Genomic DNA, 14,723 nt, shown 5'->3' with positions numbered 1-14,723 from the left:
AAAATATATATGAAATCGCTTTCAAAATAATGAAATATATTATATAATTACTAGTGTTGTGTTGTACTTTGTTAGTGTTAAATCAATATCCTACATGTGTGAGCCGATTGCCTTATGGTAGTCGGCTTCCTTTTTTATGGTAGAGTCTAAAAGGAGATAGCATTCGTTAAAATGGCTGTAATTGTCATCACAATAGTTGTCCCAAAGGCCCACTTGAAAAGAAACTTTTGATGCTCCCCGAAATCTACTTCAACCAGCCCAATCAGAATGAAAGTAGCGGGTACTAAAGGAGATAGGGGAAACCCCGTTGTGGAATGTCCCAATAAAGCTGCTCGTCCTATTTCTACAGGGTCTACACCAAAATTAGCTGCTGTATGGCTAATAACAGGTAAAATGCCAAAATAATAAGCATCAGGTGAAAATACAAAGCTAAGAGGAAGGCTCGTTATTGCTACAACTAAGGGAAGGTGAGAGCCCAGCCATTCAGGAGTGAGGCTGACAATGGTATTAGCCATGGCATCCATCATTTTTGTTTCTGTAAAAACGCCTGTAAAGATTCCGGCTGCAAAAACCAACGTACTAACCATTACAAAGCTGTTTGCATGACTTAAGATTCTTTCCTGCTGTTCTTTTGGATGAGGAAAATTAACAAATAAAGCAATGGCAAAAGCAATAGCAAATAAAATTGGAATAGGGAGTATGTCTATGATCAAGAGAGTCATTAAGCACAGTGTCAATAAGGCATTAAACCAAAAGAGTCTAGGTGGCTTCCCAGGGGTCTCATGAACTGAAAGCTGTTCAGCAAATGCCATTGATGCACCTTTTAAATGAATAGTTCCTAAGCGCGCTTTTTCTCTCTTTCCTAGTAGATATGCTGAAAATAAAGTCCACATCAATCCCGCTGCCATAGCTGGAATAAGAGGATTAAATAGATCTGATACTTCTAATTGCAAACTTGCTGCGGCTCTTACGAGAGGACCTCCCCAAGGAATCATATTCATAACACCTGCGCTTAAACTAATAACACAAGCCAGTATTAGTCGGTTCATTCCCAGTTTTGTGTACAAAGGAAGCAAGGCGGAAACTGTAATTAAAAATGTAGAAGAGCCGTCTCCGTCCAAGCCAACAAGCATTGTAATAACGGCAGTTGCCATTACGACTTTTAAAGGATCGCCTTTCACAATGTTTAGGATACGAGAAATCATAGGATCAAATAAACCGACGTCAATCATTAGTCCAAAATATAAAATAGCAAAAACGATCATAATGGCCGTAGGAGCTACTTTTAAAATACCATTCATCATCATATCGCCCATATCAGCACTAAAACCTCCAATTATACCAAAGAGGATAGCGACAAAAATAAAAGCAACAACCACGGACAAGCGTTTACTGATGACAAGAAATAGAAAAGTCGCAATCATTCCAAACCCTAACAAAGAAAGCATTATCCATCACCTCTTAAAAAAGTTAGAAAATTCCATTAATTTTCATTATAGCATTAGAATTACTGTTAAAGTTTGGTATTTTTAAATAAGATAGCTTCAAACTAAAACTAAAAGCTAAAAAAGCCGCCTTATAGGCGACTGGTTTAAGCTAGGTCAGCTGTTATGGACTGCTTTTGAAGGTGATCAGACAGCAGGCTGTAAGCAATAATTTTCTTTTTATACTGTTTTACGACATCGACATGATCATCATAACTGTATACGCATAATCGAACATCTTTTTTTCCTTTTTTCGTATCAATAACCAGTGGAGTTTCACTGTCTTCTAGGTGTTTATAATAGTCCTTATTTCCTTCATGGACATAATATTGTTTTAAAAAGGTTGCTTTATTAAAATAATCAATCACTTGCATTTTGTCTTTGCCTTCTAAATGTTTCCCATCAACTGTGACAGTAACGTTGTGGTCATCAAGTGTTGGGTGTAATTGAAATTTAGTCATAAGCCATTTGACCACTGGAGTTGGAAGACACGTTATTAATATTTTGAGTGCACTTACAAGAATGATGGAAAGTAATACAATCCATGTCATAGTTAATCATCTCCGCTATAGTTTAAATGAAATAAGATTACATACTTATTTTACCACAGAGAACATGATTGCTTTTTGTACATTATGTGAATCTTCCTCAGTGAAAAGATGTATATGAAATGCGTTTATTTATGCACATTTAGGGAAATATAAAATTATAACAAATACTACATATAAAAAAAGGAGAAAAAATTATGTTGTGGACGATTATTGGACTTTTATTTATTTTTTGGTTATTAGGATTAGTTTTTCATATTGGCGGCGGCATCATTCACATTCTTCTTGTCATTGCAGTGATTGTGCTAATCGTAAAACTTGTGAAACGAATTTAGATATAAAAGGCCTTTCCTTAGGGAAAGGCCTTTTATGTGGAGAGATTATAAAAACAAGACGTATTTTGATATAAAAAATCATATGCTTCCGTTCCAGAAACTCCTTTGAGACGTGCTATTTCCTCAACGGACTGATGTATCATTGATGGAACCGTTATCTGGTTTTGAAAAGGTCCTTCAAATGGCCACGGACCATCTGTTTCGACCATCAAGTAATCAAGAGGGTATTCCATGGCAAGCGCTTGGATTTTAGGCTTATATACAATATCAGGTGTAACTGAAATATAGTAACCGTTGTTTTTCATTCGTTCAACGGTTTTTTTAGCTCCTTTGAACCAGTGGAAGTGAGCTTTAGACACGGAATGTTTTTCTAGTAAGTCACACACAATTTCAGCGTCTTCATATACAGCGTGAAGAATTAGCGGTTTTCCCCATTTTTTTGAATGAATAATAAAAGCTTCAAGCAGCTCCAAATAGGGCTCTAGAGAAAGAGTATAGGTCTGACTTAAGTAATAAGGTAGACCTACCTCACCAACAGCTATCATTTCTTCATTGTTTTGATCAATCCAGGCAAACAGCTCCGCTAATTCATTTGAAGAAGGCAGCATTTGTTCAGGATGAAATCCGTAGGCGGGTTTCACACAAGAATACAATTGGCTGATTTTTTGATTAAGTTGGCAAGACTGTAATGTGGAAGATACAGAAATAAGCGCTTGTAACGAAGGATCCTTCTCTACTATGTCTTTCCAGCTTTTCGGTTCATATTGATCGAGGTGAATATGAGCGTCAATGATTTGTTTCATAAATATCGCTCGCTCCTTTCAGCCCAATTTGTTTAGAAATAATACGTAAGAGAATGTATGATTCTGTTAGGCCTCCATTTTATTTCTTATTTGTTTTTTGTTCCCCCATTTAGCAATAGATGAAAACGTATAAACAATAAGAGCTAACCAAATAAAACTAAAAGCAATAACATGAGCTTTTGTTAGCGATTCATGGTACAGAATCACTCCTGCTAGCAGAGATAATGTTGGTGAAATATATTGAAGAATACCAAGCATTGATAATGATACTTTTTTAGCACTTTTTGTGAATAATAAGAGTGGTAAAGCTGTGACCATTCCACTTCCCATTAATAAAAGACTTGTTGAAAAAGAATCAAAAAACTGCAAGTGTGATTGAAACGTGAGGTAGCTTATATATGCTAATGCAATAGGGGAGATGACCATCGTTTCAAGAGTTAATCCGATTGTTGAGTCAGCTTTAATCTTTTTCTTTGCCAAACCATATAATCCGAAAGTAAGAGCTAAACTAAGCGAAATCCAAGGAACCACACCATAATGAAGACTGAGTGTTAATACCCCGATCGCTGCTAGTATAAATGCAAAAATTTGAGCCCCGCTTAATCTCTCTTTTAAGACAATAACACCTAATAAAACACTTGTTAGGGGGTTAATATATTGTCCAAGGCTCGCTTCTACTATTTTTCCATCAATGACAGCCCACATAAAAATGCCCCAATTTGCACTAATAAGTACAGACGCAGTAAAAAGGGACCAGAATAAGGATGGTTTTTTCATTATTTCTTTTACAAACGTAATGTATGTACGCCATTTCTTTGTGATCAATAAAAGAATAAGCATAAAAATAAAAGACCAAAAAACGCGCTGAGCTAAAATCTCCCCTGGTGCTACGTGGTGAACCAGCTTCCAATAAATTGGCGTGAGCCCCCACATAAGATAAGAAAGGACTGCATACGTTACACCATCTTTGTCATGATTTAAGTTCATTTAAAACCTTCCTTCTAACATGAGATAAATTTGGTAATAAGAGTCATAGATTAACATAAAAAAGCAGCATAAACGATTATATCACAGAGAAAAACGATTCTTCACATGTTGAATGGCTCAAAAAAGCGCTATGCGCAAGGTTATTGCTTTTCCATGTCTAAAATAAAGTCAAATTGTGTGTTTCTAACAAGGTAAGTGCTTACACAAGTGTGCATGATAAGCGCTCCTTCAGCTTTTATTCAAGTGGTTATGAAAAACAGTTGATTTCCCTATTAGAAACTGTCAAGCTTAAGGAAGAAAAAAATCTTAGAGGAAAGAATATATAGGTGACGAATATGATCGAAATAAAAGCGTCGGCGATAAGCGACGGAGAATTTAATAGAGGTGTATTTGCTAAGCAAGATATTAAAAAAGGAACGCTTATTCACGAAGCTCCTGTTATCGCTTATCCTAATAAAGAGCATGATTTTATTGAGAAAACAACACTAGCGGATTATGCTTTTGAATATGGAGTGAATCATACGGCTATTCTTTTGGGATACGGTATGCTGTTTAATCACTCGTATACACCCAATGCTACGTATGAAATTAATTTTGACAATCATACCTTTGATTTTTATGCATATACGGATATCCAAGCAGGAGAAGAAATTCTCATCAACTATAATGGAGATGAAGATGATCAAGAGCTCCTTTGGTTTGATCGTGAAGATGAAGAAGAACAAAAGTAAAAAGGTAAGCCCATCGAAAATCGATGGGCTTTTTATTATGCTTTTTTATCTGGATACATAGTCGAATTCAAACGGATGAATTGGTAAATATGCGTAATAATAACTTTTAAAACGGCATATCCAGGGACGGCTAAAATGATACCGATGATTCCGAATAAGTTTCCGGCGGTTAGAATGACAAAAATGACTGTAATCGGGTGAATGTCTAGGCTTCTTCCCATAATTTGCGGAGATATTACTTTACCTTCAAGCAATTGAACAACTGCCCAGACAATGGCTAGTTTTACAAGCATGAAAGGAGAGGTAATAAACGCAATAATAATGGCTGGGATAATGGCGATAATAGGACCAAGGTAAGGCACAACGTTGGTTACCATGGCGATAATCGCTAGAAGTAATGCATAATCTAACCCAATAATCAGATAGCCAATGAAAAGCAGTACACCTATACAAATCGCAACAAAAATTTGCCCGCGAATATATGCGCTTAATGCGTGGTTCATGTCGGCTAAAATGAATTTAGCTTCAGAACGAGAGCGGTTTGGAAGCAGTTTTACAATGTAATTAGGTAAATTTTTCCCATCTTTTAATAAGTAAAAAAGAATAAAGGGTAAAACGGCAACCGATAATATAATTTCTGTAATGGTGCCGACAAAATTCACAATACCGCTTGAAAATCCAGAAACATATTTACTCAAGTGTTTTGATGCATCTTTTGAAATCTTATCTAGGTCCGTGTTAGCCGACTGAAGACCTTGTTCGACATATCGGTTATTCGAAAGGTTCGTCACCGCATGCTGAACGTCATGCGTCAGCTCTGGGATATTATCAATAAGACGGTCAACTTGATTTTTTAGAGGCGGAATAACCGATGAAATAATAATGGCTAATGCGCCGATAATCACTATGTATAAAACAAGAATGGAAATAATTCGTTTTACACCTTTTCGTTCTAAAAAGTCAACAAGCGGATTAAATAAATAAAAGCAAATTCCTGCTAAGATAATCGGCAGTGCGATTGTTTTAATAAAAATAGAGATAGGAATTAAAATAAATCCGATTTTTGATAACGAAAAAATAGTCATGCTGAGAATAAAAATAATAATTGTATATACAACAAATTTATTATTTAAGATTTTTTCTCGGAAAAAAGTTCCTTTCTGAGGTCTAGGTTCCAAGCTGTTCAACTCCTTTTAAAAATAAATGTATAGTTATCATACCCTGATTTAGACTAATTTAAGAGGGTTTTTTACAAAGAAGTGTGCATACTAGTAGAAAATCTTCTAGAAAGAAGGAGTGAAATCATTGAAAAAAGACAAACAACCATCGTATGATGATTTCTCTACAGTAGAAAAAAGCCATGAGTATATAACCGCTGAAGAATTTCCAGACGGTCCTTTCGGTTCTCCTGTTAATCAAAAACTGGGGAAATCTACTTCATGGGAAGAAGGGCAGCGAACGTATAGCGCATTTAATTATGAAAACAAAAATCTTCATGAAAAAGCGCAAAGATTATTTCCTGGCGCTCATCCTGTACATGATAACCCAGAGGAACATGAACAAAATCCAAGTTAATGTCTTTATTATGCTCTGAATATATTGCCCTATCTTTTTGCTGAATTTTGTTGACAATAAGCAATTTAGCCTGTAATATAAAACGTAACTTATCACTGTTTCTACAGGATTCGACAAAATTTGATTTACTTAAACTTGTGATCTCAACTTCTATTTACAGCTATTAGAGCGCTGTGAGTAGAAGTTTTATTTATGTTATCGATAAAAAAAGAAAAAAGCAGGTCTGCTCAAGCAGGCCTGCTTTTTTTATTATTGAACAGCGTCAAATTTATTTACTTTCCACTGAGAATTAGATTTATAGAATGTGACAGTGCGTTTTACGCTGCCGCCATCTACAGTTGGAACTGTGAATTCATAAGAGCGAACTGTTGCTGTTTGATACACAAGCTTTGTTTTTGCTTTTGACCACTCTAACATGCTGAATCCGTCGCCGATTGGATGTGCAAGTTTGCCGTTATATGTGATATAGCCGTAATTTGTTAATCCTTTTTCCACTGCACTATTTGTAAATGTCTCAGATAAGTAGCTTGATAGCTCAGCTTTTGTATCAAATTCAGGGCAAAGATACACGTAATCAGTTCCTTTATATTCAAATGTACGTTCTGTACATGGTTTGTTTTTATAACCGTGCAGAGCACTCCAGAAATGATTGCTGGCACTAGCTGCAATTTTGACAGCATTTGCATCTGTTAGTGTTGTAGATGTTGTTTGTGCTGTAACTCCAGTGCTTAGTGTAAAGAAAATAGCGATTGATGATAAAACTAGTCCAATCTTTTTCATTTCTAACTCACTCCTAATTAATTAACCTTATTTATGTAACAATTATGTGTTTTATATTTCTTTTGTTACATTTATATTACAATAAATCTGTAATAAAAGAAAGTGTTTTGTCTTTTTTTCTTAAATTTTTTTAGTTTTTTACTAGTTTCTAAACTAGATATAGTAAGATAATTACCAGTTAAATGTTGATTTATCAACGTTTTTAGGCGTTTCTCTCTACTTTTTAATCTTTTTGTTACAAAAAGATCGTTTGTAACAAAAATGTAATAAAAGAAGCTTAATACCTTTACGATACAGAAAAATAAAGATAAAACGGTGAAAAAGTGAATATGAAAACTGTTTTTTTCCTTTTTTTAGGCATATTTCTTTTTCCATTTACAGCTTTTTAGTAGGGTAGATTAAGAGGAGGCGAAATGATGAAAGGCATTATACATAGTGAAAAAAGTGGAATAGCAGGCATGAAGTACAGAGATCTTCAGGAGGTGCACCCTCAAAGAGGAGAAGTAAAAGTAAGACTAAAAACAGCAGGTTTAAACCGGAGAGATTTATTCGTTATGAATAATCGAGGCAAAGGAGATAAGCCGTTTATCCCCGGTTCAGACGGTGCAGGCATTATAGAAGAATTGGGAGAAAGCGTAAAAGGTTTAAAAAAAGGAATGGAAGTAATTATTAATCCAAGTCTAGAGTGGGATTGTGTAGAACACGTTCCACTTATACCTGAAATTTTAGGCGGTCCATCACATGGAACATTTGCAGAGTATGTAATCATACAAGCGAATAACGTTGTACAAAAGCCATCTTATCTATCTTGGAAACAGGCGGGAGTTCTTTCATTATCCGCTTTAACTGCTTATAGAGCTCTATTTACAAAAGGCCAATTAAAAAAAGGAGAGCACCTCCTTATTCCCGGTATAGGAAGCGGAGTCGCGACCTATGGATTGTTATTCGCAAAAGCTATCGGAGCTAACGTAACAGTCACTTCTAGAAGTGTTGAAAAAAGAAAGCAAGCTCTAAAGCATGGAGCGAATTATGCATTAGATAGCGGAAGCAACCTAAAAGAAGAAACCAACAATAGAAAAGTAGATATCATACTTGATAGTGTGGGGGCAGCTTTATTTCCTGCTTATTTTGAAATATTAAAGCCAAATGGAAGAATTGTTAACTTTGGTGCAAGTTCTGGAAATGAAGTTGAATTACCTCTAAGAACCATTTTTTATCCTCAATTCAACATACTTGGTACGTCTATGGGAAGTCGGGAAGAATTCGTGGACATGATGGATTTTATAGAGAAATATCAAATTAAACCAATCGTCGATCGATTCTATCCGCTGTCAGAGGCAGTTGCAGCCTGCGAACGATTAGATAAAGGGAAACAATTTGGCAACATAGGTTTACTTATTTCGGAATAAAAAAACCCCCAGCGCTAACTGGGGACTTTTTTATATAATCAAACGTTTGTTTAAATGAAAGAAACACGGTAATAACAGCTTTTTAGCGCTTTTTATCATAACCACCAAGCCAATAAAAAAGTAACAAACCCTCCTAGTATCAAAAATCCCATGCTGTATTTGAGCGTGTATTTAAACAGTTCACCTTCTTTTCCAGCCAGTCCCACTGCTCCGGCAGCGACGGCAATTGATTGAGGAGAAAGCATTTTAGCCATCACGCCGCCGGCAGTATTGGCCGCTACGAGAATAACTGGCAAGACATTAATTTGCTGAGCTGTAGTTAGCTGCAAGTTGCCGAACAGCGCATTATTTGATACGACAGACCCTGTTAGAAATACGCCGATCCAGCCAAGAAATGGAGATAAAAATGGAAAATAAGCAGCTGATGTAGCGAGCGCCAATCCAAGTGTAGAAGACTGTCCTGAATAATTTGAAATAAAAGCAAAAGCAATGACCATCATAATAGTAATAATAGGTCTTGATAATTCTTTTACGGTTTCTAAAAGAGTGGTCCATGCCACTTTTGGCGATACGTTAAGCAAGAAAACTGAAAGGATACAAGCAATAAGAATTGCTGTACCTGTTGCTGCAAATACGTCTATTTTTAAGACAGCAGCGTAAGGCGTAGGATCTTTTACTAAAGGCGCTGCTTTAATTACGTGATTGTGTAAAAATGGGACGTTAATAAGCAGGTTCATATGTTCAAGCATTATTTTGACAAAAGAAATGCTCCAAGCCGTAACGAGTATCGTTAATAGAATAAAAGGAGACCAAGCCTTTAAAATCTGTTTTGGTGACAGGCTGAAGCTTTTAGCTGCTGCCGGGCTTGTTCGTTTAATATAAAAAGCAAGAGCAAGCAAACTCACAATAGAAGATGTGATATTTGGAAGTTCAGGGCCGATGTATGTAACAGTTAAATACTGTGTCAGTGCATAGGAAACGGCTGTGATGCCCGTTGCTTTCCATACGTCTTTTAATCCTTTTATCCCATCCATAATAAAGACAAGTAAAAAAGGGATAAGAAAAGAAATAATCGGAAGCTGCGTGCCAAGAAAATGAGCAATTTCTTTTGGATCTATGCCAGATACTTGTCCTGCGACAATAACAGGAATCCCCATGGCACCAAACGCTCCTGAAGCTGTATTAGCAATTAAACATAGCGCCGCTGCTTTTAACGGTTTGAACCCAAGTCCAACTAAAAGCGCTGCTGTAATGGCAATTGGAGCTCCAAATCCCGCTGCCCCTTCTAAAAAAGCATTAAAGGAAAAAGCAACAAGCAGCATTTGCAAGCGGGGGTCATCGGTTATTGAAATAATAGATTGTCTGATGGTAGTAAACTGTCCGCTTTTGACAGTTAGCTTGTATAAGAACACCGCTCCGATAATAATATAGCTGATGGGCCAAAGTGCATACAGAAACCCATAGCCTGTGGCTCCTAAAACCATTGAGGCAGGCATATCATAAAAATAAATAGCAATAATCATAGAAAGAAGCACCGTAATACCGGCAGCAATATGTCCTTTTAATTTCAAAAGAGTTAAAGCAATAAAGAAAAAGATAATGGGGATGAGTGCAATTAGTGCAGAAAGCCAAATATTATCTAACGGATTATATACCTGAGTCCACGTCATATTCATACACCTCTACTACATATTTAAAACAAGGGAGCGGGGAAGTCCCCCGCAAAAATCTTTAGATATTACACAAAAGCTCTGTCGCGAGTTTGCTTAAGAATGCTAGCAGAGTGCTCGAGCTGTTGCTGTTCGTGAGGAGTTAAATTCAATTCAATAATTTGACGCACGCCGTTTTTATTAATGATAGCTGGTACGCCGATATACACATCAGAAATACCGTATTGTCCTTCTAATAAAGCAGATACTGTTAAAATAGAATTTTCATCATCTAAAATAGCCTTGGTAATGCGTACAAGCCCCATTGCAATTCCGTAATAAGTCGCTCCTTTTCGATTAATAATATGGTAAGCCGCATCGCGGGTTTGTTCGAATAGATGCTGCATATCGGGTTCTTTTTCAATAGCGGCAGTATTGATAAAATGTTCGAGCTTCACACCGCCAATTTGCGCGTGGCTCCAAACAGGAAATTCAGTATCTCCATGTTCCCCCATAATATAAGCGTGGACGTTGCGAGAATCTACTTCGAAATAGTCGCTTAACAAGTAGCGGAAGCGAGCTGTGTCAAGGATCGTTCCTGAACCAATTACCCGTTCGTTTGGTAATCCTGATACTTTTTGTGTAACGTGTGCGAGAATATCAACTGGATTTGTTGCCACTAAAATGATGCCGTCAAATCCGCTGTTCATAATATCTTTTACGATGCATTCAAAAATTTTAACGTTTTTTTCAACTAGATCTAAGCGTGTTTCCCCTGGAGCTTGATTAGCGCCCGCTGTAATAACTACTAAATCAGCATCAGCACAGTCTTTATAATCTCCAGCCCAGATTTTCATCGGTGTGGCAAATGGCATTCCATGATTGATATCGCGTGCTTCACCTTCTGCTTTTTCTTTGTTCATATCGATTAACACTAATTCATTGGCAATACCTTGATTCACCATTGAAAAAGCGTAGCTTGAGCCAACAAAACCAGTTCCGATAACGGCAACTTTTCGTGTTTTTGGTGTAAATTGTGTTTTCATTTGTATCATCCTTTGAATTTTATTTTGTGATGTTTTTCACAATGTTAGTGTAACAAGAATAAATACCCTCGGCTGTGATAAAAATCACACCCTTAAAAAAATAGTAAACAATTTTACAGGGCGATTTAAAAAAATGTCCTTCTACATGAAGTGCCACATTTAGAAAGATCTTAAACGTTTAAAGTGTTGAGTAAAGGCAACTTGTTTTGCAGAAAGCTAAAGAGTTTAACATTCTCTATTTGTATGTTAGCAGCCAATAATGTTTCTATAGACCCACACGAAATCCATTTGTTACACTAAGTTTGCTTATTTTGAATAAAGGAGTGGAAGGGATGGAGAATTACTATGAGCAAGCCCAAAAAGGCGCTTGGGTTAGTATCTTATCATATATCTTTTTATCGACATGTAAACTTATCATTGCGGGTATCACCGCTTCCTCTGCATTAAAAGCCGACGGTCTTAATAATGTTACAGATATTATTGCATCAATTGCCGTCTTAATCGGCTTAAAGATTTCTAAAAAACCTCGCGATAATGATCACCCCTATGGACATTCCAGAGCGGAACATATCTCTTCACTTATTGCTTCTTTTATCATGATGGTCATCGGACTAGAAGTATTGGTCGATGCGGGTCAGTCATTATTTATGGACAAATCTGAAGCGCCTAATTTACTGGCTGCTTGGGTAGGTCTTGGAGCGGCTGCTGTTATGGGTGGTGTCTACCGATATAATATTAAGCTTGCTAAAAAACTTGATAGCCAGTCTTTATATGCGGTTGCTAAAGATAATTTGTCTGATGCACTTGTGAGTATAGGGGCTGTTGTGGGAATTTTTGGTTCACAGTTCGGTCTGCCCTGGCTGGATGTGGTAGCTGCTTTTGCTGTGGGAATTATTATTTGTAAAACAGCCATCGAAATTTTTAAAGAAGCGGCTCATTCCTTAACGGACGGATTTGATGAAGAAAAGTTAGGGCACTACAAAGAAAGCATCGAGCTTGTAGATGGTGTAAAAGAAGTAGAAGATGTGAAAGCGCGTAAGCTTGGTAACCAAGTCGTGATCGATGTAACTGTTAAAGTAGATCCCCATTTAAATGTTATCAAAAGCCATGAAATTGCTGATCAAATTGAACATATGATGAACGATGAGCATCAAATTAAAGATACGCTTGTTCATATTGAACCTGATGCATACGAAAAGCAAAAATAAAACCAGCACGTTCTTTCGTTATGAAAGGATGGGCTGGTTTTATTTTTGGGGAAATTTGAAATAATTCACAAAAACTTCTTCAAAAATGAAAATGAAAAGCCGTTATTAGTAATATAAAGATTTTTGTAGAAGGGTGAGGGAATGAAGAGGTTAAGTGCAAAGCTCGTAGTATTTTTTAGTATTTTTATAGCTAGTTTATTATTAGTTGTTTCAGGGACTGTTTATCAATTTACCAAAACACAAATAGAAAAAGATGTAGAAGTTCAGTCTCAAAGTCAAGTGAAAGAGTTAAAAGAAACGATTCATACGTACTTAGACATGTATAGTCGTTCTTTGCTGACGTACAGTGAGAACGATGTAATCGTTAATTTTGTTAAGCAAGAAGGAAATGAAACAAATCAAGAGAAAAATCCTTATTTTACATGGAATACGGTTCAAAAAGAGTTTACGCAGTTTAAAGAAAAATATCCGAACCTGGCACTTGAATACATAGGCACAAAAAATAAAGGAATGTATTCTGTTCCTAAGCAAGAGTACGGATCAGATTATGACCCGACTTCAAGAGTTTGGTACAAACAAGCAATGGCATTACCTGATCAAGTAATTTATACGGATCCATATGAAGATGCAGCAACAAAAAAGACGGTTGTGACGATTGCAAAGGCTATTTTAGATCCAGATACTAAAAAGGTACTGGGTGTTATAGCTACTGATTTAGACTTAGATGCATTAAAAAACATTGTAGGTAAAGCAGAAGTAAATCACGGTGGATATGCATTTTTATTTGATCAAAATGGCACAGCGCTCGTCCATCCAACAGAAGCTGGAAAAAATTTAATGAATCAGCCATTTATGAAAAAAATGTACGAAGCAGACCGAAATAGAGATTTCATGAAGTATACCTTTCAAGGTGAAGAGAGAGTGATGGCATATGATACTCTCGAAGGAACGAATTGGAAGATAGGAAATGCCTTTATTTATAATGAAATGCTCTCAAGCGCTCATCATTTACTGACTGTTATTGTCTGGATTGCGTTAATTGGCATCTTATTATCAGTGGTGTTAACCATCTTTTTCTCAAGAATCATTACTAATCCGATTCGCCGCTTGAAAAACGAAGTAGCCAAAGTAACAGCTGGCGATTTAACGGTTCAGGTGAAGACGAAGTCAAAAGATGAAATTGGTGAGCTTACTCATTTATTTAATGATATGGTAGCCAAAATGAAAACATTGATTGGCACGGTTCAGACGTCTGTTGAGACAGTAAAAACGTCTGTTGAAGACTTGAGTGCCGTATCTGAAGAAGCCACTGCATCCAGTGAGGAAATCGGCCGGGCTATCCATGAAATTGCCAGCGGCGCCACGCAGCAAGCTTCTGACGCTGACTCTACTAATCACAAAACGATGAGTTTATCTTCGCAAATTGAAGAAGTCATTGAACAAAATGCCCAGATTAATAAAATGACGATTGAAGCTGTAACCATCAATGAAAAAGGTTTAAAACAAATGAAGCTGCTTCGCAACCAAACTACTGAATCGTCTCAAACGATTCATGCTGTTCAAGCTGTAATGGAAGAGTTAACAAATAAGATGAAAAAAATTGAATCTATTATTTTTACCATTAATAGTATTTCAGATCAGACAAATTTACTTGCATTAAATGCTAGTATTGAAGCAGCTCGTGCAGGAGAACATGGCAAAGGATTTGCGGTAGTAGCTGAAGAAGTGCGAAAACTCGCTGAACAGTCCTCTCAGGCCACTGAACAAGTTCGCCATACGATTGCAGCGATTCAAGGGGAAGTCGCTGCTGCGCGTGAAGAATGCAACCGTACAGAAGAGCTTTCAAAGTCTCAGGACTTTGTGGTAGGAGATACAGAACGAGCTTTTCATGAAATTGCAACTACAATTGAACAAGTGGCGGCGGCTGTCGAGCATGTGACAAGCAACATGGACAGTATCGATGAGCATAAGGAGGACGTGGTAGCGGCCATTCAAAGTATAGCAGCTATCGCACAGCAATCAGCAGCGGGAACTGAAGAAATTACCGCTTCTACAGAAGAACAAATTAGAGCTATTTCTACTGTTTCTCAATCGGCTGAACATCTGCAAGAGATTAGTGAAGAATTAGCGAACTTGATTCGTCAATTTAAAATTAAATAAAAAAGAGC

At 36.8% G+C, this 14,723-nt stretch carries 14 protein-coding genes; 6 read left to right on the top strand and 8 right to left on the bottom strand.

What is annotated here, in order from left to right:
* Positions 1 to 146: 146 nt before the first annotated feature.
* Together AC3WJG_RS23470 and AC3WJG_RS23465 are read right to left on the bottom strand one after the other, a co-directional pair.
* Positions 147 to 1,448 carry a CitMHS family transporter gene (locus tag AC3WJG_RS23470; protein ID WP_098433057.1) on the bottom strand — a complete coding sequence of 434 codons (1,302 nt, stop codon included), beginning with the start codon at positions 1,446 to 1,448 and terminating at the stop codon, positions 147 to 149.
* 143 nt (positions 1,449 to 1,591) lie between these two features.
* Positions 1,592 to 2,035, bottom strand: coding sequence for a YfmQ family protein (locus tag AC3WJG_RS23465; RefSeq protein WP_028410233.1), 444 nt, complete (start codon positions 2,033 to 2,035; stop codon positions 1,592 to 1,594).
* A 194-nt stretch (positions 2,036 to 2,229) separates the two neighbouring features.
* Here AC3WJG_RS23465 and AC3WJG_RS23460 point away from each other — a divergent pair, with 194 nt between their 5' ends.
* Positions 2,230 to 2,367 carry a lmo0937 family membrane protein gene (locus AC3WJG_RS23460; RefSeq protein WP_013055244.1) on the top strand — a complete coding sequence of 46 codons (138 nt, stop codon included), beginning with the start codon at positions 2,230 to 2,232 and terminating at the stop codon, positions 2,365 to 2,367.
* A 32-nt stretch (positions 2,368 to 2,399) separates the two neighbouring features.
* Here AC3WJG_RS23460 and AC3WJG_RS23455 read toward each other — a convergent pair whose 3' ends face one another.
* Together AC3WJG_RS23455 and rarD are read right to left on the bottom strand one after the other, a co-directional pair.
* The gene (locus AC3WJG_RS23455; protein WP_098250137.1) at positions 2,400 to 3,170 is read right to left on the bottom strand and encodes a TatD family hydrolase; all 771 of its coding nucleotides are present in this window, start codon (positions 3,168 to 3,170) and stop codon (positions 2,400 to 2,402) included.
* A 66-nt stretch (positions 3,171 to 3,236) separates the two neighbouring features.
* A complete protein-coding gene (rarD, locus tag AC3WJG_RS23450) occupies positions 3,237 to 4,157 on the bottom strand; it encodes an EamA family transporter RarD (protein ID WP_028410235.1) in 921 nt (306 codons plus the stop codon).
* Positions 4,158 to 4,492: 335 nt separating this feature from the next.
* Here rarD and AC3WJG_RS23445 point away from each other — a divergent pair, with 335 nt between their 5' ends.
* A complete protein-coding gene (locus tag AC3WJG_RS23445; RefSeq protein WP_025753011.1) occupies positions 4,493 to 4,888 on the top strand; it encodes an SET domain-containing protein in 396 nt (131 codons plus the stop codon).
* A 35-nt stretch (positions 4,889 to 4,923) separates the two neighbouring features.
* On the opposite strand, the gene AC3WJG_RS23440 is transcribed toward AC3WJG_RS23445, so the two are convergent.
* On the bottom strand, positions 4,924 to 6,066 hold the full coding sequence (locus AC3WJG_RS23440; protein ID WP_013081622.1) for an AI-2E family transporter: 1,143 nt from the start codon (positions 6,064 to 6,066) through the stop codon (positions 4,924 to 4,926).
* A gap of 127 nt (positions 6,067 to 6,193) precedes the next feature.
* Between AC3WJG_RS23440 and AC3WJG_RS23435 the strand changes: the two genes are divergently transcribed.
* Entirely contained in the window at positions 6,194 to 6,463 is a 270-nt protein-coding gene (locus AC3WJG_RS23435; RefSeq protein WP_028410236.1) for a hypothetical protein, read from the top strand.
* Positions 6,464 to 6,712: 249 nt separating this feature from the next.
* On the opposite strand, the gene AC3WJG_RS23430 is transcribed toward AC3WJG_RS23435, so the two are convergent.
* On the bottom strand, positions 6,713 to 7,243 hold the full coding sequence (locus AC3WJG_RS23430) for a DL-endopeptidase inhibitor IseA (protein WP_028410237.1): 531 nt from the start codon (positions 7,241 to 7,243) through the stop codon (positions 6,713 to 6,715).
* Between the two features lie 416 nt (positions 7,244 to 7,659).
* Here AC3WJG_RS23430 and AC3WJG_RS23425 point away from each other — a divergent pair, with 416 nt between their 5' ends.
* Positions 7,660 to 8,652 (top strand): zinc-binding dehydrogenase, encoded by a 993-nt coding sequence (locus AC3WJG_RS23425; protein ID WP_102813491.1) that lies wholly within the window; start codon positions 7,660 to 7,662, stop codon positions 8,650 to 8,652.
* Positions 8,653 to 8,747: 95 nt separating this feature from the next.
* On the opposite strand, the gene AC3WJG_RS23420 is transcribed toward AC3WJG_RS23425, so the two are convergent.
* Both AC3WJG_RS23420 and AC3WJG_RS23415 read right to left on the bottom strand, forming a co-directional pair.
* On the bottom strand, positions 8,748 to 10,328 hold the full coding sequence (locus AC3WJG_RS23420; RefSeq protein ID WP_176526168.1) for a lactate permease LctP family transporter: 1,581 nt from the start codon (positions 10,326 to 10,328) through the stop codon (positions 8,748 to 8,750).
* 62 nt (positions 10,329 to 10,390) lie between these two features.
* On the bottom strand, positions 10,391 to 11,347 hold the full coding sequence (locus tag AC3WJG_RS23415) for an L-lactate dehydrogenase (RefSeq protein WP_013081626.1): 957 nt from the start codon (positions 11,345 to 11,347) through the stop codon (positions 10,391 to 10,393).
* A 332-nt stretch (positions 11,348 to 11,679) separates the two neighbouring features.
* Here AC3WJG_RS23415 and AC3WJG_RS23410 point away from each other — a divergent pair, with 332 nt between their 5' ends.
* Positions 11,680 to 12,555 (top strand): cation diffusion facilitator family transporter, encoded by an 876-nt coding sequence (locus tag AC3WJG_RS23410; protein WP_028410239.1) that lies wholly within the window; start codon positions 11,680 to 11,682, stop codon positions 12,553 to 12,555.
* A gap of 141 nt (positions 12,556 to 12,696) precedes the next feature.
* Positions 12,697 to 14,715 (top strand): methyl-accepting chemotaxis protein, encoded by a 2,019-nt coding sequence (locus AC3WJG_RS23405; protein ID WP_102813492.1) that lies wholly within the window; start codon positions 12,697 to 12,699, stop codon positions 14,713 to 14,715.
* The last annotated feature ends 8 nt before the right edge of the window (positions 14,716 to 14,723 follow it).

This window comes from Priestia sp. FW507-14D1A (assembly GCF_058781295.1).
Note: the sequence above shows the minus strand (reverse complement) of the source record. Positions and strands in the feature narration are given on the sequence as shown.